General features: G+C 70.0%; 20 protein-coding genes, 1 tRNA gene and 2 pseudogenes. 11 read left to right on the top strand and 12 right to left on the bottom strand.

What is annotated here, in order from left to right:
• Nucleotides 1-246: 246 nt before the first annotated feature.
• Nucleotides 247-930 (top strand): bifunctional DNA primase/polymerase, encoded by a 684-nt coding sequence (locus ACFYNU_RS31095; RefSeq protein ID WP_356595747.1) that lies wholly within the window; start codon nt 247-249, stop codon nt 928-930.
• A gap of 225 nt (nt 931-1,155) precedes the next feature.
• Nucleotides 1,156-1,698: a hypothetical protein gene (locus ACFYNU_RS31090; RefSeq protein ID WP_356595745.1), complete on the top strand. Its 543-nt coding sequence runs from the start codon at nt 1,156-1,158 to the stop codon at nt 1,696-1,698.
• Between the two features lie 283 nt (nt 1,699-1,981).
• Here the strand turns inward: ACFYNU_RS31090 and ACFYNU_RS31085 are convergent, their stop codons facing one another.
• The 3 genes from ACFYNU_RS31085 to ACFYNU_RS31075 form a co-directional block, all read right to left on the bottom strand.
• The gene (locus ACFYNU_RS31085) at nt 1,982-2,962 is read right to left on the bottom strand and encodes a DUF5926 family protein (protein ID WP_356595743.1); all 981 of its coding nucleotides are present in this window, start codon (nt 2,960-2,962) and stop codon (nt 1,982-1,984) included.
• 221 nt (nt 2,963-3,183) lie between these two features.
• Nucleotides 3,184-3,792: an ATP-binding protein gene (locus ACFYNU_RS31080; protein ID WP_356595741.1), complete on the bottom strand. Its 609-nt coding sequence runs from the start codon at nt 3,790-3,792 to the stop codon at nt 3,184-3,186.
• Between the two features lie 75 nt (nt 3,793-3,867).
• Entirely contained in the window at nt 3,868-4,689 is an 822-nt protein-coding gene (locus tag ACFYNU_RS31075) for a glycerophosphodiester phosphodiesterase (RefSeq protein WP_356595739.1), read from the bottom strand.
• 270 nt (nt 4,690-4,959) lie between these two features.
• Here ACFYNU_RS31075 and ACFYNU_RS31070 point away from each other — a divergent pair, with 270 nt between their 5' ends.
• Together ACFYNU_RS31070 and ACFYNU_RS31065 are read left to right on the top strand one after the other, a co-directional pair.
• Nucleotides 4,960-6,498, top strand: coding sequence for a trypsin-like peptidase domain-containing protein (locus ACFYNU_RS31070; RefSeq protein ID WP_356595737.1), 1,539 nt, complete (start codon nt 4,960-4,962; stop codon nt 6,496-6,498).
• Nucleotides 6,499-6,745: 247 nt separating this feature from the next.
• Nucleotides 6,746-7,867 (top strand): asparaginase, encoded by a 1,122-nt coding sequence (locus ACFYNU_RS31065; protein WP_356595735.1) that lies wholly within the window; start codon nt 6,746-6,748, stop codon nt 7,865-7,867.
• A 15-nt stretch (nt 7,868-7,882) separates the two neighbouring features.
• Here ACFYNU_RS31065 and ACFYNU_RS31060 read toward each other — a convergent pair whose 3' ends face one another.
• The 3 genes from ACFYNU_RS31060 to ACFYNU_RS31050 form a co-directional block, all read right to left on the bottom strand.
• Nucleotides 7,883-9,172, bottom strand: a complete 1,290-nt coding sequence (locus ACFYNU_RS31060; protein WP_356595733.1) for a DUF6596 domain-containing protein — start codon at nt 9,170-9,172, stop codon at nt 7,883-7,885.
• A 6-nt stretch (nt 9,173-9,178) separates the two neighbouring features.
• Nucleotides 9,179-9,517 (bottom strand): YciI family protein, encoded by a 339-nt coding sequence (locus tag ACFYNU_RS31055; RefSeq protein ID WP_356595731.1) that lies wholly within the window; start codon nt 9,515-9,517, stop codon nt 9,179-9,181.
• 77 nt (nt 9,518-9,594) lie between these two features.
• Nucleotides 9,595-10,221: a dihydrofolate reductase family protein gene (locus ACFYNU_RS31050; RefSeq protein ID WP_356595729.1), complete on the bottom strand. Its 627-nt coding sequence runs from the start codon at nt 10,219-10,221 to the stop codon at nt 9,595-9,597.
• Between the two features lie 189 nt (nt 10,222-10,410).
• On the opposite strand from ACFYNU_RS31050, the gene ACFYNU_RS31045 reads away from it, so the two are divergent.
• Nucleotides 10,411-10,860, top strand: coding sequence for a GNAT family N-acetyltransferase (locus tag ACFYNU_RS31045; protein ID WP_356595727.1), 450 nt, complete (start codon nt 10,411-10,413; stop codon nt 10,858-10,860).
• 68 nt (nt 10,861-10,928) lie between these two features.
• On the opposite strand, the gene ACFYNU_RS31040 is transcribed toward ACFYNU_RS31045, so the two are convergent.
• Complete coding sequence (locus ACFYNU_RS31040; RefSeq protein WP_356595725.1) at nt 10,929-12,665, bottom strand: hydrogenase maturation protein; 1,737 nt, start codon at nt 12,663-12,665, stop codon at nt 10,929-10,931.
• Between the two features lie 208 nt (nt 12,666-12,873).
• Nucleotides 12,874-14,388: a family 43 glycosylhydrolase gene (locus ACFYNU_RS31035; protein WP_356595723.1), complete on the bottom strand. Its 1,515-nt coding sequence runs from the start codon at nt 14,386-14,388 to the stop codon at nt 12,874-12,876.
• 162 nt (nt 14,389-14,550) lie between these two features.
• On the opposite strand from ACFYNU_RS31035, the gene ACFYNU_RS31030 reads away from it, so the two are divergent.
• The 5 genes from ACFYNU_RS31030 to ACFYNU_RS31010 all read left to right on the top strand — a co-directional run bounded on the left by ACFYNU_RS31030 (nt 14,551) and on the right by ACFYNU_RS31010 (nt 17,677).
• Nucleotides 14,551-15,417: a metalloregulator ArsR/SmtB family transcription factor gene (locus tag ACFYNU_RS31030; RefSeq protein WP_356595721.1), complete on the top strand. Its 867-nt coding sequence runs from the start codon at nt 14,551-14,553 to the stop codon at nt 15,415-15,417.
• Complete coding sequence (locus ACFYNU_RS31025; protein ID WP_356595720.1) at nt 15,414-16,028, top strand: dihydrofolate reductase family protein; 615 nt, start codon at nt 15,414-15,416, stop codon at nt 16,026-16,028. The genes ACFYNU_RS31030 and ACFYNU_RS31025 overlap by 4 nt, the downstream gene beginning before the upstream one ends.
• 69 nt (nt 16,029-16,097) lie before the next feature.
• Complete coding sequence (locus tag ACFYNU_RS31020) at nt 16,098-16,940, top strand: alpha/beta hydrolase (RefSeq protein ID WP_356595718.1); 843 nt, start codon at nt 16,098-16,100, stop codon at nt 16,938-16,940.
• A 22-nt stretch (nt 16,941-16,962) separates the two neighbouring features.
• Nucleotides 16,963-17,496 carry a WHG domain-containing protein gene (locus ACFYNU_RS31015; protein ID WP_356595789.1) on the top strand — a complete coding sequence of 178 codons (534 nt, stop codon included), beginning with the start codon at nt 16,963-16,965 and terminating at the stop codon, nt 17,494-17,496.
• A 94-nt stretch (nt 17,497-17,590) separates the two neighbouring features.
• Nucleotides 17,591-17,677, top strand: a tRNA-Ser gene (locus ACFYNU_RS31010).
• A 162-nt stretch (nt 17,678-17,839) separates the two neighbouring features.
• On the opposite strand, the gene ACFYNU_RS31005 is transcribed toward ACFYNU_RS31010, so the two are convergent.
• The 4 genes and pseudogenes from ACFYNU_RS31005 to ACFYNU_RS30990 form a co-directional block, all read right to left on the bottom strand.
• A complete protein-coding gene (locus ACFYNU_RS31005; protein WP_356595716.1) occupies nt 17,840-18,595 on the bottom strand; it encodes a GntR family transcriptional regulator in 756 nt (251 codons plus the stop codon).
• An 84-nt stretch (nt 18,596-18,679) separates the two neighbouring features.
• Nucleotides 18,680-18,929 (bottom strand): annotated as a pseudogene (locus ACFYNU_RS31000) (hypothetical protein); the annotation flags it as partial.
• Between the two features lie 1,079 nt (nt 18,930-20,008).
• Nucleotides 20,009-20,764, bottom strand: a pseudogene (locus ACFYNU_RS30995) (transposase).
• Between the two features lie 204 nt (nt 20,765-20,968).
• Nucleotides 20,969-21,421: a hypothetical protein gene (locus ACFYNU_RS30990; RefSeq protein ID WP_356595712.1), complete on the bottom strand. Its 453-nt coding sequence runs from the start codon at nt 21,419-21,421 to the stop codon at nt 20,969-20,971.
• A gap of 139 nt (nt 21,422-21,560) precedes the next feature.
• Here ACFYNU_RS30990 and ACFYNU_RS30985 point away from each other — a divergent pair, with 139 nt between their 5' ends.
• On the top strand, nt 21,561-21,791 hold the full coding sequence (locus ACFYNU_RS30985) for an HD domain-containing protein (protein WP_356595787.1): 231 nt from the start codon (nt 21,561-21,563) through the stop codon (nt 21,789-21,791).
• Nucleotides 21,792-21,871: the final 80 nt, after the last annotated feature.

Raw genomic sequence — 21,871 nt, 5'->3', positions numbered from 1 at the left:
GATCGACAGACCATTGAGTGCGCCACCCGTCGCTACGCGTTAACGAAGACAGACTGCGTTCGGCCCAGGAGCGGTGAGCCCAGCCGCAGGTTGGCGAAGTCCGACTGTGCCCCGTCCAAAGGGGCGGCGGAGCGTCGACGACATGCGTCGACTGTACGCACAGCGATACGCACAGTGAAGCCATGCACACAGATTTACCGGTGTGGCATGTGGACCTCGGCGTTCAACGGAAAGGAACGAGCGCTCATGCGCGAGATCCTCGGAAGGCGACGCAGGCTCCTGTTCAGGCGCAAGGGGATGCCTGCCCCACTCGAAGCGGCACTGACGTGCGCCACGGCGTGGCAGTGGCCCGTACTTCCCGGAGCCGGCCTGAAGACGTCCGGCGGCCGGGGTGACCGTGGCCGCGGCTGCGCCTGCCCGGATCCCGAGTGCGCCGTACCCGGCGCGCACCCCTTCGACCCCGGCCTGCTGGCCGCGACCACCGACGCGCGCATGGTGCGCTGGTGGTGGGCGAACCGGCCGGCGGCCCCGATCGTGATGGCCACCGGAGGCACCGCGCCGTGCGCGGTGAGTCTGCCCGCTGCCGCCGGGGAGCGTGCGCTGGTGGCACTGGACGAGATGGGAATGCGCCTCGGCCCGGTCGTGGCGACTCCCACCCGCTGGTCGCTGCTGGTCGCCCCGTACACCCTGGAGCGGCTCGGCGAGCTGCTCTTCGCCAAGGACTGGGTGCCCAGTTCGCTCCGCTTCCACGGCGAGGGCGGCTATCTGGTGCTCCCGCCGTCCGAGGCGGTCGGCGGTCAGGTGCGCTGGGAGCGGGCGCCACTGCCCGGTTCGGCGTCACCGTGGCTGCCGGACGTGGAGGCGGTCGTGGACGCGCTGGTCGAGGCGAGCACGAGCGCGCCGGACGGCGGCAGCAGGCTCGCGTACTGAACCCTGAGGGGGCGTACGTACGCACCACCCGGGTGCGTGCGTACGCCTTGGCATGCCGGGCCGCGCCTGCGAGACGCGGCCCGGTTTCCGTGGGGCTGTCACTCGTACGGGTGTGAGCGAGCCCGGGTTGTACGGGAAACGCGAGCGCGGCGCGTCGGGTGGCCCGATTTCGCCGATATCGTCGGCCGACGGTCAAGATCTTTTCGGCAGCGGCAGGTGGGCCCCATGAATCTCCGTGTGATCGGGCTCGCCACCGTCGTGGTGTTCAGCACCCTCCTGCCGCTGGCCGCCTCGGCGGGCCCCGCGGGCGGCCCCGCCGCCGGCCGTGCGGTGCCTCCGGCATCCGCCCCCGCCCCGGGCGCCGCAGCTCCGGCCCCCGCCGCCCCTGACCTCCAAGAAGCCGCGAACGGCGATGTGGCGGCCGTCGAGCACTGCGGTCCGGCGCTCACGTCGCGTGACGGGATCGAGGCCCAGACCTGTGTTCTCACCGAGAACGGGGACACCTGGGGCCGTACGTACTACCGGAATGCATCGGGTGAGGAATTGCGTTCCGTGCTCAGCCTGATGGGTCCCGGCGGGCGGACGGTGCAGTCCCACTGCACGGTGCGAGGCGGCGACGAGCCAGGTTCTTGTGAAACTCCGCGTGAACGCAACCGGGGAAAGCCCACGCGGTACTGGGCGGTCGCGGAGTTCGCGGGAAGTGCCGACGGAACCGGGCCGCTGTTGCTCAGGTCCGGCAGCAACTCGCCTGCTCCGTCGGTCAGTTGAGATTTCCGGCCGGTTCGCGGAAGCGACGGCCGAGAGGCGCCGCAACGGCGCGACAACTCTGCAGTGTTCACTCCGGAAATTTCACTGAACACTCCCGGGGAACGAAGACGCCCGGTCGCTGGCGACGGGGGATGCACCAGCGACCGGGCTTCTAGAACGGTAACAAGAGATCGGCGGTTAGCAAATTCGATCTGATGTATTCGGACAAGAAATTACTTGCCGGTACGGGCAGTTGTGACGACTGTCACCGTGGGCGACGAATTTCTTGAGCCTTATCTGAGCATCAGCTGAGCGTCACCTGGCGGTTCGTGAGCCCGCCGCGCGCCCGGCGCTCGTCGCCGGTCAGCGGCGCGTCCGCCGCCAGAGCGGCGGCCAGGCGCTCCTGGAGCTCCGCCGCGGGCTTCTCGCAGTCCTCGGCGCGCATCGCGCTCGGCAGGTCCCAGACGGGGACCGTGAGCCCGTGCGCCCGGAAAGAGCCGACCAGCCGGGTCCCCTCGCCGAGGCTGGACGTCCCGGCGGCATGCAGCCGAGCGAGCGCGTCGAGCAGCTTCTCCTCGGGGTGCGGCATGACCCAGCGCAGATGGTTCTTGTCCGGCGTCTCGCACCAGTACGCGGCGTCCACGCCGGTGAGCCTCACCGTCGGGATCGCGGCGGCGTTGGCGCGCTCCAGCGACGCGGCTACGTCGGGGGTCGCGTTCTCGGCGTCCGGCACCCAGAACTCGAAGCCCGTGTGGACGACCGGCGCGAAGTCGGCCGACGGGTCCAGCAGGTCCTGAAGGCGCGGCCCGTCGGCCGGCACGCGCTGCGCCGCCACCGGGTTGCCCGGCTCGGCGCTCAGCGCCCGCTGGAGCGTGTCCGCGAGGTCGCGGCTGAGGTCACCGGACGAGGTGTCGTTCTGGAGGGCGAGCAGCACGGAGCCGTCGTCGCGGCGCAGCGCGGGCCAGGCCATCGGCAGAACGGTCGCCAGCGTCACGGACGGTACGCCATCCGGCGGCCCGCCCTTGAGGGTCAGCTCGGCGGTCGCGGCGGGCACCAGCTCGCGCAGCGCGATCCAGTCGCACTCGCCGGCCAGCCCGTCGAAGGGGCGCTGGACCAGCTCGGTGACGGCCTGCGCGGCGGCCCGGCCGTGACAGGCCTTGTAGCGGCGGCCCGAGCCGCACGGGCAGGGCTCGCGGGCCCCCACGACCGGAATCGGCCCGTCCGTGAGCTGAGCTTTCGCGGACTGAGCCTTCGCGGCCTTGGTCTGGGGGCGCTTCTTGGCCATGGTGGGCTTCTCCCGATAGCGGCAGTGCGGTGTCGGGCGCGAGCCTAGCCGTACCGCGTAGTGCCGTGGGCGCAACGCCCTGTCGGGGGAAGGCGGGCAGGACGGCACGTACGGACTCCGCCTGCCGACGCGCCTGAAGATCGGTCCGCCGACCGGTCCGTCGATCTGCCCGTCGGCCCGTCCGCCAACCCGTCCGTCGGCCCATTCACCGGCCCGGGGTGTCAGCTCAGGTCGTCGACCGTGTCGAAGGTGTCGCCGAAGGCCAGCTCAGGGACAGCGACGCGCGTAGAGAAATCATCGTGACGGTGTCCTTCGGTGACGAGCACCCACACCGTGACCTCGCCGGGCACGCTGTCCCGTACGCCCCACTCCTCGGCGAGCGAGGTGATGATGTTCAGCCCCCGGCCGCCGCGTGCGGTGACCGAAGGTGTGGCCGGAACGGGGCGGGTCGGGCCGCCACCGTCCGTCACCTCCACCGTCAGCCGGCCGACCGGGTCGACCTCCCAGGCGGCGCGTACGTCTCCGTCACCGATCTCCGTCCGGCCCAGCGGTCTGCCGTGCCGGCAGGCATTGCTGAGCAACTCGGAGAGGATCAGTACGGCGTCGTCGACAACCGCGTCCGACAGCCCTCGGCCGCGCAGCTCCTCGCGCATCCGATGCCTTGCCTGTCCCACGCCCGCAGGGCCATGGGGAACGGCCATGCTCGACGACGTGGGCACTTCCTGTGCCACCACAAATGCCACCCCCGAGACCTCCTTTGCCCCACGCCACGGTGTGAATGCCCCAATGGCCTGGACCGGAAACCGGCCAAGGAAAGGTCGGTGACGCACTCAACAGGATCGAACACGTACCGAACGCGCCGGTGTACTCCGTGTCATCCCGCGTACTCCCCAATCCCCGACAAGTCAGGCAAGGCGCCCCAGTTGGGACAGCACCTGTTTGGGGCGGTTGGTGATGATTGCCTCCACTCCGAGGCGCGCGCAGAGTTCGACGTCCTCCGGTTCGTTCACCGTCCAGACGTGGACACGGTGGCCCGCTTTGTGAAGCCGTTCCACGTAGCCCGGCTGGTTGCGCACGATGCGGATACCGGGTCCGGCGATCCGGGCGCCCGCCGGCAGCCGTCCGTCGCGCAGCCGGGGCGAGACGAACTGCATCAGATAGACGGTCGGCAACTGCGGCGCGGCGTCGGCGATGCGGTGCAGCGACCGGGCCGAGAAGCTCATGATGCGTACGGGGGAGGAGTCCGGCGCCTCGCCGGGCGCCGGGCCGTCGAGCCCGAAGCGCGCCAGCATGTGGAGCAGCCGCTCCTCCACCTGTCCGGCCCAGCGGGTGGGATGTTTGGTCTCGATGGCGAGTTCGATGCGCCGGTCGGTGTCGGCGACGAGCTCCAGCAGGCGCTCCAGCGTCAGTACGGAGGTGAGGGAGCGGTCCTTCCAGTCCGGGCTCTCCTCACTGTCCATGTTCTCCATCCACGAGCCGAAGTCGAGGGTGGCCAGATCGGCGAGCTCCAGGGCGGAGACGGCGCCGCGTCCGTTGGAGGTGCGGTTCACACGGCGGTCGTGTACGCACACGAGGTGTCCGTCGGCGGTCAGCCGCACATCGCATTCCAGTGCGTCGGCGCCGTCCTCGATGGCCTTCTTGTAGGCGGCCAGAGTGTGTTCAGGGGCGTCCTCGGAGGCTCCTCGGTGGGCGACGACCTGGATGTTGTGCTGCCGTGCTTGAGTCACCCCGCCATGGTGTCACCGGGACGGGGTAAGCGTGGGGCGGTGCCCCTCCTGGAGCGCACTGCGGATGCGCCCCGTTTGTCCAGTAATAAAGGATGGCGGGGAGACACACAGGTCCTGCTTACCGTGGCCTGACGTGCTGTGGGAAAAGCTGAGGGCAGCGACGTACGAGAGACGTGTACATGTCGAAGGGCATGTGCCGACACCTGAACGCGGCGGAAAACAGCGGAACTCTTGCCGAAGACTGATGTGGAACCTGAGGAGTAAAAGACTGTGAGCACCGAGAACGAGGGCACAGCGGTCCCGTCCGCCCCGTCCGTACCTCCCGTGCCGGTTGCCGCTCCCGAGGGCACGCCCGCGTCCGCTCCGGGGGAGTCCACCCACGATCAGCGGCACCAGGCGGAGCGGCACCCGGCACCTCCCCACCCGGCCGCGCAGCAGCAGGCCCCGCCGCCGTACCCCGAGCAGCCCGGCCGGGCCAGCGAGCCCGGTCAGGGAGCCGAGCCCACGACGCAGCTGCCCGGCGCCGTACCGGCGTATCTCCCCAACTCGTCGGGGTCCACCGGCTCCGCCCCCGACGCGGGATGGCCGCCGCCCCCGCCCCCGCCGTCGCAGCCTCACTACGGAGGCGGTGGCGGTGGCGGCTGGGGCGAGCCGCCCGCGTCCGGCCCGCAGCCCTCGCGTAAGCGCCCCGGCGGCCTGATGGCGGCCGTGCTCGCGGCGGCGCTGGTCGCCGGTGTGGTCGGCGGCGGGATCGGCTACTGGGCGGCGGACCGTAACGGCGACAACAGCGTCAGCGGTGGTTCGAGCACGGTCTCGGCGGCCGACGCCCCGGCGCTGAAGCGTGAGGCGGGCAGTACGGCGGCGGTGGCCGGCAAGGCGCTCCCGAGCGTCGTCACCATCACGGCGCAGGCCCAGGGCGGCGACGGCGGTACGGGCACCGGCTTCATCTACGACAAGCAGGGCCACATCCTTACGAACAACCACGTCGTGGCGTCGGCCGCCGACGGCGGGGACCTGACGGCGACGTTCTCCAACGGCAAGGAGTACGCGGCCGAGGTGGTCGGCCGCGCCGAGGGCTACGACGTCGCCGTGGTGAAGCTGAAGGACCCGCCGTCCGGGCTGAAGCCGCTGGCCCTGGGCAATTCGGACCAGGTGGCCGTCGGTGACTCGACGATCGCGATCGGGGCGCCGTTCGGGCTCTCCAACACCGTCACGACGGGCATCATCAGCGCCAAGAACCGCCCGGTGGCCTCCGGTGACGGTACGAGTGACAAGAACTCGTACATGAGCGCCCTCCAGACGGACGCCTCGATCAACCCCGGCAACTCCGGCGGCCCGCTGCTGGACGCGCGGGGCGCGGTCATCGGGATGAACTCCGCCATCCAGCCCTCGGGCGGTGGCGGCGGTGGCGGCGGGGCCCAGTCGGGCTCGGTCGGCCTCGGCTTCGCCATCCCGATCAACCAGGCGAAGACGGTCGCCGGGGAGCTGATCAAGACCGGGCAGCCCGTCTATCCGGTCATCGGCGCGACGGTCTCCATGGCGGAGGGCGGCGACGGCGCGACGATCTCCGGCGACGGCGGGGGCGGCACCCCGGCGGTGACACCGGACGGGCCGGCCGCGAAGGCGGGGCTCAAGTCGGGTGACGTGATCACGAAGTTCAACGATGTGCCGATCGACAGCGGACCGACGCTGATCAGCGAGATCTGGACGCACAAGCCGGGCGACAAGATCAAGATCACGTACACGCGTGGCGGCAAGGAGTCGCAGGTCGACGTCACGCTGGGCGAGCGCAAGGGCGATACGCAGTAGGTACGAGGCAGGACGCGGGCACGCGGCAGGACGCGGGCACGCGGTAGGCGGAGGCCGTATCAAGAAGGCGGCACGTGGCCAACACGTCCGGATGGGGCGCCCAGATGGGCGCCCCATCTCTCGTCTCTCGGTGAGACCTGGGCGAAACGCTGAATTAACCGCCACAGCCGCGCCGTGAAATATGCCTCGGTCACCTTCTCCAGATCGGGCGTGAGCAGCCCTTCAGTCCGTCTGGAAGAGGTACGGCATGCGAGGAATCCTGCGTCGAACCGCCCTGCTGACGGCGGTCGTCGCCCTGACCGCCGGCACGGCCACCGCCGCCGAAAGGGACAGGTCCCCGGTCAAGCGACCGAAGGTGGCGGTCATCGGCACCGGCGGCACCATCGCCGGTGTGAGCGAGAGCCGGGTGGACTTCCAGGACTACCAGTCCGGCAAGATCCCCGTTTCCGAACTGGTCGGCGACCTCCGGCCGGAGGTGAACGAGATCGCCGACGTGTCCACCACGCAGTTCGGCAACAAGGGTTCCGGCAGCTACTCCATGGCGGACTTCCGCCAGTTGACCCTGGCGGTCGACAACGCCCTCCGTACGAATGACGCGGCCGTCGTCACCACCGGCACGGACACGATGGAGGAGTTCGCCTACTGGCTCGACCTCACCGTCCGCAGTGACAAGCCGGTCGTCCTGACCGGGGCGATGCGCCCGTGGACCGTCCTCGGTACGGACGGCCCCGCGAATCTCTACAACGCGATCCAGCTCGCGGCCAGCCGCAAGACCACCTGCTTCGGCAGCGTCATCATGCTCAACGACGAGATCCAGGCGGCGCGCGAGGTGCGCAAGACGGACGCGCTGCGCATGGACACCTTCAACAGCGGCGCGAGTGGGTCGCTGGGCGTGGTGGACCAGGACCGGGTCCGGATCAACAGGGCGCCCGCGCGGCTGGAGAAGTGCGGCAGGTCGAGTTGGCGTACGCCGTTCGACGTCGGCAGGATCGCGGAGAAGGATCTGCCCAAGGTCGAGATCGCTTACAGCTACCAGGGCGCGGGCGGCGAGGCGGTGAAGGCCTTCGCCGACGCGGGCGCGGACGGTGTCGTCACGGCGGGTACGGGCGCGGGCGGTATCTCCTCGTCGATGTCGGCGGCCCGCACCGACGCCACCAAGCAGGGCGTGGTGTTCGCGTCCACGACCCGTACGGGCAACGGCGCCGTCTACGACAAGGAGAGCGGCGGCGCGGTCGTCGGCGCGGCCGACCTCAGCCCGCAGAAGGCGCGCATCCTTCTACTGCTCTCGCTCGCGAAGACCGACGACGTGGCGACGATCCGCTCGTGGTTCACGACACTGGGGACGGCGGAGTTCACGAAGCACCGGTAGAGGTTGTCCCGGCGATCACTCCCCGGCCGCGCGGCACTCCGTGAGGCGGTCGGTGAGGAAGGCGCGCTCGGCGTCGTTGTCGGCCAGCGCGACGGCCCGCTCGTACGCGACGGCGGCGTCCGCCGACCGCCCCAGACGGCGCAGCAGATCGGCCTTGACGGCGGGCAGATAGCGGTAGCCGGCGAGGCGTTCGTCCTGTTCGAGCGCCTCGACCTCGGCCAGCGCGGTCGCCGGTCCCTCAACCATGGCGACGGCCACGGCCCGGTTGAGCGCGACCACCGGCGACGACCAGACCGCCAGCAGCGCGTCGTACAGGACCAGGATCTGTGCCCAGTCCGTCTCGGCGTACGTCGGCGCAGACGCGTGCAGCGCGGCGATGGCCGCCTGGAGCGCGTACCGGCCGGGGCCGCCGCCCCGGAGCGCGCCGAGGACCAACTCGTGCGCCTCGGCGATGGCTTCCCGGTCCCAGGCCGTACGGTCCTGCTCCGCCAGCAGCGAGGGGCGCCCGTTCTCGGTCGTACGGGTGGCCCGGCGGGCGTGGTTGGCGAGGAGCAGCGCCAGGAGCCCCCGTACCTCCCGCTCGTCCGGCAGGAGGCCGTACAGCAGCCGGGCCAGATCGAGCGCGCGTCCGGCGAGGTCGTCCCTGGTCACCGCGGGGCCCGCGGGTGCGGTGTGGCCGGTGGTGAAGAGGAGATGGATGGTGGTGAGGACGGGGTCGAGGCGGTCGGGCAGCTCGGCGGGGGCGGGCATCCGGAAGGGGATGCGCGCGGCCACGATCTTCTTCTTGGCGCGGGTGAGACGGGCCGCCATCGTGGATTCGGAGACGAGGAACGCCTTCGCGATGTCGGGGGTAGGGACGCCGCAGACGAGACGCAGGGTGAGGGCGATCTGGGCGGCGGGGGCGAGTGCGGGGTGGCAGCAGAGGAAGACGAGCCGGAGGCGGTCGTCGGGAGCCGGCGCGGGTCCGGGTGCCGGGTCGGGTCCGGAGGGTTCGGGTCCGGACGGTACGAGTCCGGCGTGGTCGTCGGGCTCGACCAGCAGGTGCAGCTTCGACCGGAGGGTCCTGGCTCGGCGCAGCGCGTCGAGGGCGTTGTGCCGCGCGGCGGTCGTCAGCCAGGCGCCGGGCCTGTCCGGTACGCCGCCGCGCGCCCAGTCGACGAGGGCGGCGGCGTACGCGTCCTGGACGCACTCCTCCGCCAGGTCGAGGTCGCGGGTGACGCGTACCGTCGCGGCGAGCACGGAGGCCCACTCGCGACGGTGCGCGTCCTCGACGGCGTGGCGGACCGCCGCTTCACTCGACGGCACTCGGCGTCACTCGACGGGGAGCAGGGGCCGTACCTCGACGGCGCCGTCCATGATCGGGAGCAACTTGCCGACGGCGACCGCCGTTTCGAGGTCCTCCGTCTCGATCACGAAGAACCCCGCGATCACTTCCTTGCTCTCGATGAACGGCCCGTCGGTGACCAGCCCGTCCTTGTGAATCGTCCGCGCGGCCCCGCTGGGCTCAAGCCCCTGCTCGTGGACGACACGCACGCCCATCGCGGCGATCTGTTCGCCGGCGCGCAGGTTGGCCTCCATGACGTCGGGCGGGATGTCTGCGACGCCGCCCGGGGTCTCCTTCTCGTAGATCAGAATCGCGTACTGCGGCATGGTGCCCGTCCTCCGGTCCGTTCTGCCCGTCTTTCACCGGCTGCCCGATTGCTCTGTTGGCGGTCGCTGCTCCCCGATCACCAGTTGCCGGTTTCCGGGCCCATGGCCCCGTACTCGACCTTGCCCGCCCGCGCGTACGTACTGATGACGACGCCGCTCTCGGACCTCGCCGTGTCGACGAGCTTCAGCCCGGCCGGGACGGTGCCCCTCCCAAAGAGGCGCTTGCCGGAGCCGACGAGCACCGGGAAGACCAGCACATGGAACTCGTCCACGAGGTCGTTCTCGATCAGCGTCTGGAGCAGATCACCGCTGCCGTGGACCTGAATCTCGCCGTCGCCCTCCTGCTTGAGCCGGGCGACGGCCTCGGCGACGTCGCCCGTCAGCAGCGTCGAGTTCTGCCACGACACGGTGTCCAGTGTCCGCGACGCGACGTACTTCCGCATGCCGTTCATCTTCGACCCGATCGGGTCGTCGGCCTCGGCGAGCGGCCAGGTGGCCGCGAAGATCTCGTACGTCCTGCGCCCGACGAGCAGCGCGTCGGCGCGGCGCACCAGGTCGGTCATCCGCTGGATCAGATCCGGCCCGAAGTGCGGCACGGACCATCCCCCGTGCTCGAATCCGCCGTCCCGGTCCTCGTCACCGCCACCGGGCGCCTGCATGACCCCGTCGAGGGAGACGAATGTGGTGACCATCAGCTTTCGCATCGCGCGTTTCCTTCTCTCGTACGCCGGCGCCGCCCCTGTCGGCGGCCTCACTGACAACGGCGAACGGGAAGGCCCGCGATCGACAGGACGAGGGAACCAATATTCCGGCGCGGGCGCGGACGCGAGGAGTGCGACGCGGCCCGCCCCCGCTTCACCCGCCTGAAACACACGTTCAGCAGAATTCGCCGCATGAAGATCGAACAGGTCGCGTGGGACGACCGGGACGCCGCCGCCCTGCGCGGACGGCAGCGGGTGGAGATCGCCGAGCGGTACGGGACCCCGGACAGCGAACCCGGCGTTCCGCCGTCGGAGACGGACATCGCGGTCTTCTTCGTAGCGTACGAGGACGACGGGCCCGCCGTCGGCTGCGGCGGGCTGCGCGCCCTCGGCGCGGGCGTCGGCGAGATCAAGCGTATGTACGTCGCCCCGGCGTCCCGGGGGACGGGCGTCGCGGCGCGCGTCCTGCTCGCGCTGGAGGACTGGGCGCGTGGCCAGGGGTGGTCACGTCTGCGTCTGGAGACGGGAGATGCGCAGCCCGACGCGGTCCGCTTCTACACGCGCTCCGGCTATGGACCGATCCCGCGCTTCGGTCATTACGCGGACTCGGACAACTCGCTCTGCTTCGAACGGCTGCTGTAGCGGGCGGGACAGTTCGCCTACGTTCCGCCGTACGCCCTCACGCGCGAGGCGACCCGCGCCGTGCGTCCTCACCCGTGCCGGACGGTGTCCATCCGCGACGCCCCCTCCTTAAGAAGATGCCGCGGTGTCGACGTCGGCTTCGTCTTCCTTACGAAGGCGGCCCGCAGCGCGTGGTACGGCGCGCCGGGGTCGAAGAACGTGCTGTGCATCTCGGCGAGTTCCCTCTCCCGGTACGCGCTCAGCGGCTCGACGGCCTCGTCCCGTTCGCGCGCCGCCTTCTTCTCGCCGATGCGCCGACTCGTCGACGGCGCCGACGCGAGGCGCGCGGCGCGGCTCGCGACCACCGTGCCGAAGTCCTGGGGCGAGCTGTCGACGACGACGTCCACCAGCCCGATCTCGTGCGCGCGGGCAGCCGTCACCGGCAGTGCGCGGCCGGTCAGGCGCCGCGCCTCCTCGTCGCCCACGCGGCGGGGCAGCGTGTACGTCCAGTACTCCGACCCGTAGAGCCCCATCAGCCGGTAGTGCGGGTTGAGTACGGCTCCGCTCCGGCACCAGACCTCGTCGGCGGCCAGGGCCAGCATGGCGCCGCCCGCAGCGGCGTTGCCGCCGAGCGCGCTCACGAGCAGCCGGTCCGTGGTGGTCAGCAGAGCCTCCACCAGGTCGTCCATGGCGTTGATGTTCTCCCACGACTCCCGCGCGGGGTCGTCGGCCGCCTCGATGACGTTCAGATGGATGCCGTTGGAGAAGAAGTCACGGCTCCCGCCGAGCACCAGCACGGACGTCGGCCGTGCACAGGCGAACCGGTACGCCGTGAGCAGGCGCCGGCACTGCTCCGTACTCATCGCCCCGCCGGCGAAGGAGAAAGCGAGGAAGCCGGCCGCGCCCGCCTCGCGGTAGCGGATGTCACTCCACGTACGCCGCCCGTCGGGCAGCTCCCAGGGCGCGGCGATCTCCAGAAGCGCGGGCAGCCGGTCCCCGAGGGCCAGAGTGGCCGGCAGCTTGAACGTGACCGGGCCGCCCTCCTTACGGCGGGGGCGCAGCTCCGGAATCCACACCGCACCGTCGACGGTCGCCCGGCAGACGGCGCCGGACCTGGTGGCGATCAGCTCGCCCGGCCGCCCCCGCAGGGTGTCCTCGGCGTGGCCGCCGTGCAAGTACCACTCCTCTTCGAGGAGTTCATCCAGCACGCCGGGCTGCGAATCCGCGCCGCGCAGCTTCCTTACGACGGTCTGCGTCGGGTCGGACGCCCAGTCGATACGCCGGAGGCTCTGGTCGAAGTACGGCCGGCCGCACGCCGCCGTGTCCCCTCCCGCGGTGCCCTGCGGCGGCTGAACGTATGGAACGTACGTCCCTGAGGCGAAGCGCTCCACGGCGAGCAGCACGGCCTCCAGGGCGGCGTCCGCGATCTCGTTGCGGTAGAGGTCGCTCTTCCCGACGGCCGGCAACGGACAAGGGACCGAGGCCCAGACGTCCCCGCCGTCCATCTCCCGCGCCGCCTGGAGGACCGTCACCCCCCAGTCGGTGGCGCCGGTGTGGACGGCCCAGTCCAAGGAGGACGGCCCGCGGTCGCCGACCGGTCCCGGATGGACGATCAGACAGACATGGCTCGACCAGATGTCGGCGGGGATCGCGGTCTTGAGCATGGGCGCGACGACGAGATCCGGCGCGGTACGGAGGACGGCCTCCCGCAACGGCTCGTCGCCCAGGGCCAGTTGCACGTGGACCGAGTGACCCCGGTCCACGAGTTCGGCGAAGACGCGCTGGGTCAGACTGTTGAAGGCACTCGCGACCAGCAGGATGTCCACGGCAAACTCCCTTACGCCGCCCCTGGGCCGACCGGCCGCCGACCATCGCCGATCATGACCCACCATCGTCGGCGAAGCCGGTAGGCCCGGCGCGGAGGGTCGCGGTCCGGATCGAACTACGGCCGTGTGCCGGGCGTCCGGCGGCTCATCCGGCGGTCGCTCGTCCGTCCGGCGGCTCGTCCGGCGCTCGGCTCATCCGGCCGCCAGCTCATCCGGCCGTCGGCTCTCCCGCCTTCTCGACGGACACGTTGTCGAAGTCGGCGGCGGTGTTGAAGACCCGTACACCCGTGGCTCCGCCGCGGTACGTGCCGTCGGTCACCGAGATCTTGGGCGTGGCCATGTCGTCCACGTACACCTGGATCGTGGACCCCACCGCCGAGACCCGCAGCCGATGCGTCGATCCGGCGGGGAGAGGCATGCTGACGGACTCCAGCGGCGTCCAGGAGTCGTTCACCCGGCCGAGTACCACCTTGCCCGCCGGACTGATCCCCGCGTAGTACCCCGTGTAGCTGTCGACGCCGACCGACGGCCGCGTGGCGCGGAACACCAGGCCCGCGTCACCGTGCCGCGAGGTGACCGTGACGTCGGCGTCGTAGGTGAAGTCGGCGAAGTCGGTGTCGAGCAGCGCCTTGCCACCCGGCGAACTGGCCGCGCGGTAGCGTCCGCCGTCGGCCGACCACGATCCGCCGTACGTCTTCCACCCCAGGGCGTTGCCGTCGGCGAAGTTGTCCCCGACCCGCATCGTGACGGGACGGATTGTGCCGTCGGCGTTGAAGTACATACGGTCGTAGGCGAGTTGGCGGTTGTTGCCCGCGCTCTCGCTGAGCGGCCTGCGGTGGTAGACGATGTACCAGATGTCCGTGCCGGGCACATTGACGACGGAGTTGTGACCGGAGCCCTTGGCCACCGACGGGTCCTGGGCGAGCACCTTCTCGATCTTGACGAAGGGGCCGGTCGGGGAGTCCGACATGGCGTACGAGACCGAGTAGTCCGGACCGGTCCAGCCTCCCTCGGACCACATCAGGTAGTACATGCCGTCGCGCTTGAACATCTGCGAGCCCTCGACATAGTCCGCGGGCGTGATCTCCTTGTACGTACTGCCGTCGGCGAAGGTGCCGAGGCTGGTCATGTCGTCGTTGAGCTTGACGACGTTCGCGTGTCCCCAGCCTCCGTAGTACATGTACGCCTGACCGTCGTCGTCGATGAAGACGTCCTGGTCGATGGGCTGTGCGCCGTTGTGGAACTGCCCGATCAGGGGCCGGCCGATGGCGTCTGCGTACGGGCCCTCCGGCTTGTCCGACACCGCGACGCCGATGCCGCCGAGGCTGGAGTCGTTCTGGATGTCGTTGGCGGCGAAGAACAGGTAGTACTTGCCGTTCCGCTCGACCGGTGCGGGTGCCCACACGGCGTACTCGGCCCAGGAGATGGCGTCCGTCGTCAGCACGTTGCTGTGCTTCGTCCAGTTGACCATGTCGGTCGACGAGAAGGCGTCGAGGAATGTCTGCTCCTCGTACGCCCTGGAGGTCGTGGGGTAGACCCAGTAGGTGTCGTCGTACACGGCGATGTCCGGGTCGGCGTACCACCCGTCGACGAACGGATTACCGGCGCTCGTGTCTCCGCTCGCGTGGAGGTCCGGGCCGGGTGGTGAGAACGCGGTGAGCAGGCAGCCGACGAGGAGTACGGCCAGGGCCTTCGCGTGGAGCCTGAGCATTCGAGCGTTCATCGCCGGCAGCCACCGATCGCGGGAACATTCCCGCACAGTAAACAACAGGAACGTACAGGTTCCATCAATGCTGCACGCGGGCCTGAGGGGCCGTCAATACGCCGGGGCGAGATGGAAGATATTCCTTGACAAGAATATTCGTCATGGAGAATACTCGAGGCCATGGACGAACTCCTCACCGCCCTGGCCGACCCGGCCCGCTGGCGGCTCGTGAGCCTCTTGGCCGAGCGGCCACGCCCGGTCGGCGTGCTCGCCCAGCTCGCCGAGGCGCGCCAGCCGCAGACGACCAAGCACCTTCAGACTCTTGAGCGCGCAGGCGTCGTCACCTCCCGGCGCACCGGCCAGCGCCGGGTCTACGCACTCCGGTCCGCTCCCCTGCGCGACCTGGCGGCTGCGTTGGTCCGGCTCGCCGACATCACGGAACAGGCCGGTGGGCCGCAGGTGACCTACGACCGTTACGGGCACAGCCTCGACGCGGAGCGGTCGGCCGCGGAGGCGTCGGGCTGGGCCGACGGCCGCTCGTTCAGCTTCCACCGGTCGCTGACGGGCCACCCCGAGCTGATCTGGCGCCATCTGACCGAGCCGGCGCTGCTCTCCCGCTGGTGGACGCCCGACGATCTCCACGTCTCCGAGCTGGTCTTCGAGGCGCGGCCGGGCGGGCGGATCGTCCTGGAATATCGCGACGTCGACGACACCGACGGCTCGGACGTGGTCGCCGGGCGGGGTGAGGGTGTCGTCGAGGACGCCCTTCCCGCTGAGCGCCTGGCCTACCGGCTCTCCCCGCAACTCCCCGACGGCAGCGCCGCCTTCACCGCCCACGTCGACTTCGACCTCCGGCCCACCGCGATCGGTACGGACCTCGACGTCCGCTACCGGATCACCGACAGCGCCGTCGACTCCGCGGACTTCATCGCGGGCATCGAGATCGGCTTCGGCCAGAGCCTCGGCCACCTCGCCACCGCCGTTCACTCCGCATCCGAACAATCCGATCAATCCGAACCATCCGAAGAAACGGAAGTCCAGCCATGACCAACTCCACGACCACGACCGCAAGTGCGCGCAAGGTGACGGCGAACATCGGCCTCACCCTCGACGGGCGCTACAACGGCCCCGGCGGGCCCGGCGACGCGGGCGCCATCGTCCGGTACGCGACCACCGAGGTCGCGCGGGATCACCTCACCCGCATCTGGGAGGGGGCGACGACGGCGCTGCTCGGGCGGCGCAACGCCGAGGGATTCCTGGGCTTCTGGCCCACGGTCGCCGAGGACGAGAACGCCGATCCGCGTGATCGCGGCTACGCGAAATGGCTGGTCGACACGGAGAAGGTGGTCCTGTCGACCACCGTGACCGAAGCGCCGTGGGAACGCACCCGCATGGTGAACGCGCCGGCCGCCGATGTCATCGCCGATCTCAAGGCCACGGGCGAGGGCGACATCCTCGTCAACAGCAGCCCGACCGTCATCAAGGCGCTCCTCTCGGCGGATCTGATCGACCGGCTCTATCTCCTGATCTGCCCCGAGATCGCGGGCGGCGGACAGCGGCTGTTCGAGGACGGCCTGCCGGGTTCGCGGTGGCGGCTCGCGCACCAGCGGACGGGCGAGCTGGGCGAGATGGCCCTGACGTACGACCGGGCCCGCTGAGGTCCGTCGTTGACAGCTTCAGCTAACGCTATTAGCCTTTAGCTAATCAAGTTAGCCACTGGAGATGTCATGACCGAGACCGAACACCTTGCCGTCGACGGCGGCACGATCGCCTACGAAGTGGCCGGGTCCGGCCCGCTGATCGTTCTCGCGCACGGCATGGGGGACAGCCGCGCCGCGTACCGCTCCGTGATCCCGCCGCTGGTGGCGGCGGGTTACCGGGTCGCCGCCGTCGACCTGCGCGGCTGCGGCGAGTCCAGCGTCGGCTGGCCCGCCTGGAGCCGTACCGCCATCGCCGGCGACCTGCTCGCCGTGGTCCGCCACCTGGGCGGACCGGCCGTGCTCGTCGGCCACTCGATCTCCGGCGGCGCCGCCACCATCGCGGCGGCGCGGGAGCCCTCGCTGATCACCGGGGTCGTGGAGCTGGCACCGTTCACCCGCAAGCAGTCGATCCGCCTCGGCGACCTGCGGGTCAAGCGCTTCCGACAGGGCATGCTGCGGCTCCTCGGCGCGGGCACGTTCGGCAGCCTGCCGCTCTGGCGCTCGTACCTCGACGTGGCCTACCCCGGCGTGAAGCCGGCCCACTGGGCGGAGCGGCTCGGCCGCATCGACTCCCTGCTGCGCGAGCCGGGCCGGATGAAGGCACTGCAAAGCATGGGCCGCGGCACCCCGGCCGACGCGGGCGCTCAGCTCGGCAACATCCGCTGCCCGGTCCTGATCGTGATGGGCACGCTCGACCCCGACTGGGCCGACCCGCGCGCGGAGGGCTCGGCCATCGTCGACGCCCTGCCGCCCGGCCTCGGCCGCCTCGAGACGATCGAGGGCGCCGGGCACTACCCGCACGACCAGTTCCCCGACGAGGTGGTCGCCCTCACGCTCGCCTTCCTCCGCTCGGACACCGCCCGTGCCTAGGGCCGGCCTGGACCCGGCAGCCGTGGTCGCGGCGGGCGCCGACCTGGCCGACGAGGTGGGCCTCGCCAATCTGACGATGGGTTCGCTGGCCGAGCGGCTGGGCGTGCGCACGCCGTCCCTGTACAAGCACGTGGCCGGCCAGGAAGACCTCAACCGCCGCATCGCTGCCCTGGCGTTGAGCCAAGCCGCGGACGCGGTCGGCGTCGCGATCCAGGGCTACGCGGGCCGCGACGCCCTGTCGGCCGCGGCCCACGCTTTCCGCACCTTCGTCCTGAACCACCCCGGCCGCTACGCCGCGACGATCGGCGTGGAACCATCCACCCCGGACGACCCACTGGCCACCGCGAGCCACCGACTCCTGGCCGCGTTCACAGCGGTCCTCCACGCCTACGAGATCAACCCCCCCGCCGTGGACCACGCCCTCCGCACCCTCCGCAGCCTCTGCCACGGCTTCGCCACCTTGCAGTCGGCCAACGGCTTCCAGTGGAGCGCCGACATCGACGAAAGCTTCGAATGGCTGATCACCTTCACAGACCGGGGCCTACGCGCGATGTAACGGCTGCCGACGCCCATCCTCCGACCACGACTGACCACCAACCCACCACAGCCGGTAGGCTGTCCCCGCTCCGTCGCTGGTCGGGCGGGGCACGGGTGGGTTGCCCGAGCGGCCTAAGGGAACGGTCTTGAAAACCGTCGTGGCAGCGATGTCACCGTGGGTTCAAATCCCACACCCACCGCAGGTGAACGGCCCCTGACCAGTACGTATGGTCAGGGGCCGTCACCATGCCCGCTCCCTGCTGGGTACTGCTGATCCCCCTGGTTTCCCGCTCTATCGGGCACGCAAGGGGCACGCCGGGGGCACGGCCATGCCGTGCTTTGGAGCTGCCGAGGACTGCCCGCTACTGGCTGATCGGGATCTCGTAGACGATCTCGCAGTGCGCCGGGGGCACCACGATGTCCGCCGTCTCCACGGGCCGACCCTGGTCGCTGTAGTACGTCCGCCGGATGTGCGTCACGAGTGCGGCCTTCTGGATGCCGAGTAGCGACGCCTCCTCGGCGGTCGCCTGCCGCGGCTCCGGCTGCTCCAGCGCATGGCTGACGGTCACTCCGATCACGGCCATGCGGTTCACGACACCCGCCCCGGCGTGCGGCCCTCCCTCAGGGAGAACGATGAGTGTGCCGCCGGTGAGGTCGTACGGCTCCCAACTCGTCGACAACTGCACCGGCCTGCCGTCCGCCAGAAACTCGTAGGTCGTCCGCACGCACAGCTCGCCCTCGGCAGTCCCGAGCCGCGCCGCGATCTCCGCCGGGGCCGGGACCTTCGCGTCGGTCCGGCTCTCCCAATCGCCCTGCCTGCCAAGGGGCTTCATGTCCCCGCGGAACGGAGACCCGCCCGGCTGCTCGCGCGCCGATGACCGGACGACCCGCACCCGCTGCCGGACTTCGGCGACGTACGTGCCCGATCCGGCCCGACCTTCCAACACTCCCTGGGAGATCAGCAACTCCTGTGCGCGGCGCACCACGTTCTCGCCCACGCCGCACTCCTGGCCGATCTGGGCGCGGGAGGGGAGACGGTCCCCCGGTCCCCAGACGTGCTCCGCGATGCGTCGCCGGAGTTCATCGGCGATGCGGAGATAGGGCGGCTGCTCAGGCATATGGAAAATCTAGTCCACTAGCTGCTCTGTGCCCGGTTTGGGAGTTAGTGCGGCGGCCATCGCCGCCAGGGCTCATTGGGCTCAGCGGAGGGTGTCGGGGCTGATGTGCAGGACGGTGCTGCGCAGGACCTGCCGGTCCTGCGGTTCCTCGTCCGGCTCCTGCCGTCCTCGGACGATTGTCAGGTGCGTCCAGCCGAGCCTGGCGAGGGCGTCGGCCACCGTCTCGTAGAGCTGTCCGTCGTCACCGGCCAGATACCGGGGACCGACCCAGAACGCCTGGGCTCGGGACGGGGGGCGGTTGGAGTGGGAACGCGGGGTACAGGGGCGCCTGCAAAGCTAGGGGTACGGGGCTACATGCCGCCGGGGCGCGGGGATGACTGCCTCCTCGGCCGTCTCTGGATCCCTTCCGCCGGCCGGCCGAGCTGGATCTCAAGTACGGGGCATGCTTGAGCACCATGTGCCTGGCCCCGTCTGTAAGCGGCGGCCGTTCAGATTCTGAACGGCCTTTGCGGAGATCACCGCCACCGGTCTCCGAGTGACCGGACCAGGCGCGCGCAAGTGGACGACGGCGCCTCCCACTTCGTGGCCGGCGAGGCTCTCCGCCGTTCACCGAGTGAACAGGCTCTGCCTTCGATTGTGTCTCTGACTCTCGGCCGGATAGAGGCGGCGAATTCCGGTGGCAGGGCAGCCTTGCGGGTCTTGGCCGAGCAGGGCGACTTCGACCTGTTCCCCGAGGTACGGCACTGTTCGTCCCTCCGGAGAACGGGGGTTCGTGTTCCGAAACGGAACGCGCTCGGTGTTCCGAGACGGAACACGCTTCGTGTTCCGAAGCGGAACGGGACAGCGCAGAGCCTCGGCGGTGGCAGATCATCCGGGACCAGTTGGAGCCGCGGTCACGAGCAACCACCTCTCTGACCTGGCACCTTCGGGAAGGTTGCCTACGTTGGCATGCTCTGCCGACGGTGCCCAGTCCTTCGTGGGTCTTTCCTGTCTGCCTGCGGCGAACTGGCAGCGCGGTCGGCAGGGGCGCGCCTACGCCGTCTCTTTCGGATCACGCTTAGGCAGCATCCCACTCTGCTCGCAGCCAGCTGAGTTGTGCCTTGCTGAGCGGAGGCTCAAAGCCTTCGGGCAACATGAGCGTTAGCGGCTGTGGCCACATGCTTTCGGGCCCGTGCTCCTCACAGTGCAGAGCCACGAGATGCGGTCCCCGCCCGCAAGCCTCGTGTTGGTAGAAGCGGTCATGCGTCTGGCAGAAGTACGAGAACACTGTGCAGTCGTCCTCATCGGTCGACTCGTAGAAAACGGGATCCCGGACGATCAGTGTTACCGGTTCCTGACGGTTGAACGGGGGGATGGGCCGAGGATCGCACCACAGCAGTCGAGGAGGAAGCACGCGATCATTCTGCGTTCGAGTCAGCGCGCAGACCAGATGAAGACACCCGCGAGATGGAGTGCGGCCAGATTGATCACGGCGGTCTTGTCGTACCGAATGGCCAGGCCGCGCCACCGTCCGAGTCTGTTGATGCAGCGCTCGACCATGTTGCGTTGCTTGTGGGCGTCCCGGTCGAAGGCCGGCCGCCTGCTGCCTCGGCCGCCGCGGCGTTTGCGGTTGGCGGCCTGTCTGGTCAGCGGCTGCGGGATCACGGCCCGGATCCCGCGCCGACGCAGATGTGTCCGGATCGCGCGGGACGCGTATGCCTTGTCGGCCAGGACCATGACCGGCGTAGTCCGGGGCCGGCCGATCGGCCGCGGCACTCGTAAGCGGGCCATGGCCTCGGGGAATGCGGGCGCGTCCCGGCCGAGGGCATGGTCGGCCTGCTCGTCGGCTGGGCCTCTTTTGACGGGCCCCAGCGGCGTGCCGATGGGCAGGGACGACAGTTGAATCGACCGCGACGACCCAGTCCAGATCACCTTCGGCGTGGGCCTGAGCGAGCAGAGCGGTGAAGACCTTCCCCCGGGCTCCGTCGGCGGCCCACCTCCGCAGGCGGTTGTGGTCGCTTTTCCACGAGCCGAAGTGCTCGGGCAGGTCCAGCCACGCGTCCCGGTGCGCTACTTGAACGCGTCGCGTCGAATCACCTGTCGCTGATCCCGCCACTGCCCATTCCGCTCCGGCGTCCTCTCCGGCAGCAATGGCTCAATGCGTGCCCACTGGGCGTCGGTCAACGACACAGATCAACCAACGACCAGATGATCCGAAGGAAACAGCCTTGTGGCGAGGTGGACGCCCGGGGGTGGTGGCCGAGGACCGAGGACGGAGATGTTTACGGGCCTCTGAGATGTCCGCGTCGTGGCCCTCCGCAGCGCGCGTTCACGGTAGGAAGACCGCGATCGGGGGGAGGCTGCTGGCCTGGGGATCCGGCCGATGGCTTCGGGTCAGGTCTGCTTGCGGCTCGCGATGTCGTCGGAGAGCTGCTGCACATGGGCGGGGTCCGCGTCCCGGGCAAGGGCGACGTAGTGGTCCATGACGGCCGGCCGGTAGCGCACGGGCAACGTCTGCCCCGGGGCGAGTCGGGTCAGCTCGGTGATCGTGAGGTCTTCGTCCGCGATACCGCGGAACGAGGTGCCGCCGGCGGTCTCCACGTCGAACATCAGGACCACGCGTGGACTGCCGTCGCTGCTGACCTCCCGCCAGTCGACGAGAACGCCGAGCGCAAGCGCCCCCGTGCGCAGTTCCGCATTGCGCTTCCGTGCGTCACCGCTCAGGAGCGGGTTCGGGGCGACGCCCGGGAAGTCGGGCCCGACGCCGAGCGATTCCCGACTCAGATCGGGCCTGAGCCGCGCCATCAGATCGTTCAGATCGGTGACCTTCTTCTTCCGACCGAACATCCCGACCCCTCCCTCACACCCGGTGCCGGAATCTCGGCCTGGCGCTTCGCCCCTCCGCGATCGTACGTCACGGTCATTCCCGACCACCGTCCCATCGCCCCGTCCTTCGCCAGACACGCGCTAGCTCAGTTCCTGGAACATCGTCGAGGAATACGAGAACGGCGACTCGCTCGAAGTGATCTGCGCCCACGACGCGGACAAGCTCGAATGCCTCATCCAGGCCGTCGAGTATCGGGAACAGGGCCACTTGAACGTCCAGGGCTGGATCGACAGCAGCCTCCAGAAGCTCAAGACCGCATCTGCCCAGGCACTGGCCCAAGCCGCGTTGGACATGACGTCAGTGGAATTGCAGAAGACCGACCTCCCCTGACAGACCCCTGCGCGAACTGTGCTGCTCGAAATACCGGAGACCGGATCCAGCGCCCACCCGCCGAGACGGCCAGGCCCCTC

This window comes from Streptomyces sp. NPDC006643, from assembly GCF_042870175.1.
In the GTDB taxonomy this organism is placed as follows: domain Bacteria; phylum Actinomycetota; class Actinomycetes; order Streptomycetales; family Streptomycetaceae; genus Streptomyces.
Note: the sequence above shows the minus strand (reverse complement) of the source record. Positions and strands in the feature narration are given on the sequence as shown.

Excerpts from the sequence above, each read along its gene's own strand:
- ACFYNU_RS31095 (WP_356595747.1), top strand. The coding sequence starts at position 247 with ATGCGCGAGATCCTCGGAAGGCGACGCAGGCTCCTGTTCAGGCGCAAG.
- ACFYNU_RS31030 (WP_356595721.1), top strand. The coding sequence starts at position 14,551 with ATGGACGAACTCCTCACCGCCCTGGCCGACCCGGCCCGCTGGCGGCTC.
- ACFYNU_RS31085 (WP_356595743.1), bottom strand. The coding sequence starts at position 2,962 with ATGGCCAAGAAGCGCCCCCAGACCAAGGCCGCGAAGGCTCAGTCCGCG.
- ACFYNU_RS30990 (WP_356595712.1), bottom strand. The coding sequence starts at position 21,421 with ATGTTCGGTCGGAAGAAGAAGGTCACCGATCTGAACGATCTGATGGCG.
- ACFYNU_RS31090 (WP_356595745.1), top strand. The coding sequence starts at position 1,156 with ATGAATCTCCGTGTGATCGGGCTCGCCACCGTCGTGGTGTTCAGCACC.
- ACFYNU_RS31025 (WP_356595720.1), top strand. The coding sequence starts at position 15,414 with ATGACCAACTCCACGACCACGACCGCAAGTGCGCGCAAGGTGACGGCG.
- ACFYNU_RS31020 (WP_356595718.1), top strand. The coding sequence starts at position 16,098 with ATGACCGAGACCGAACACCTTGCCGTCGACGGCGGCACGATCGCCTAC.
- ACFYNU_RS31035 (WP_356595723.1), bottom strand. The coding sequence starts at position 14,388 with ATGAACGCTCGAATGCTCAGGCTCCACGCGAAGGCCCTGGCCGTACTC.
- ACFYNU_RS31055 (WP_356595731.1), bottom strand. The coding sequence starts at position 9,517 with ATGCCGCAGTACGCGATTCTGATCTACGAGAAGGAGACCCCGGGCGGC.
- ACFYNU_RS31050 (WP_356595729.1), bottom strand. The coding sequence starts at position 10,221 with ATGCGAAAGCTGATGGTCACCACATTCGTCTCCCTCGACGGGGTCATG.
- ACFYNU_RS31045 (WP_356595727.1), top strand. The coding sequence starts at position 10,411 with ATGAAGATCGAACAGGTCGCGTGGGACGACCGGGACGCCGCCGCCCTG.
- ACFYNU_RS31005 (WP_356595716.1), bottom strand. The coding sequence starts at position 18,595 with ATGCCTGAGCAGCCGCCCTATCTCCGCATCGCCGATGAACTCCGGCGA.
- ACFYNU_RS31065 (WP_356595735.1), top strand. The coding sequence starts at position 6,746 with ATGCGAGGAATCCTGCGTCGAACCGCCCTGCTGACGGCGGTCGTCGCC.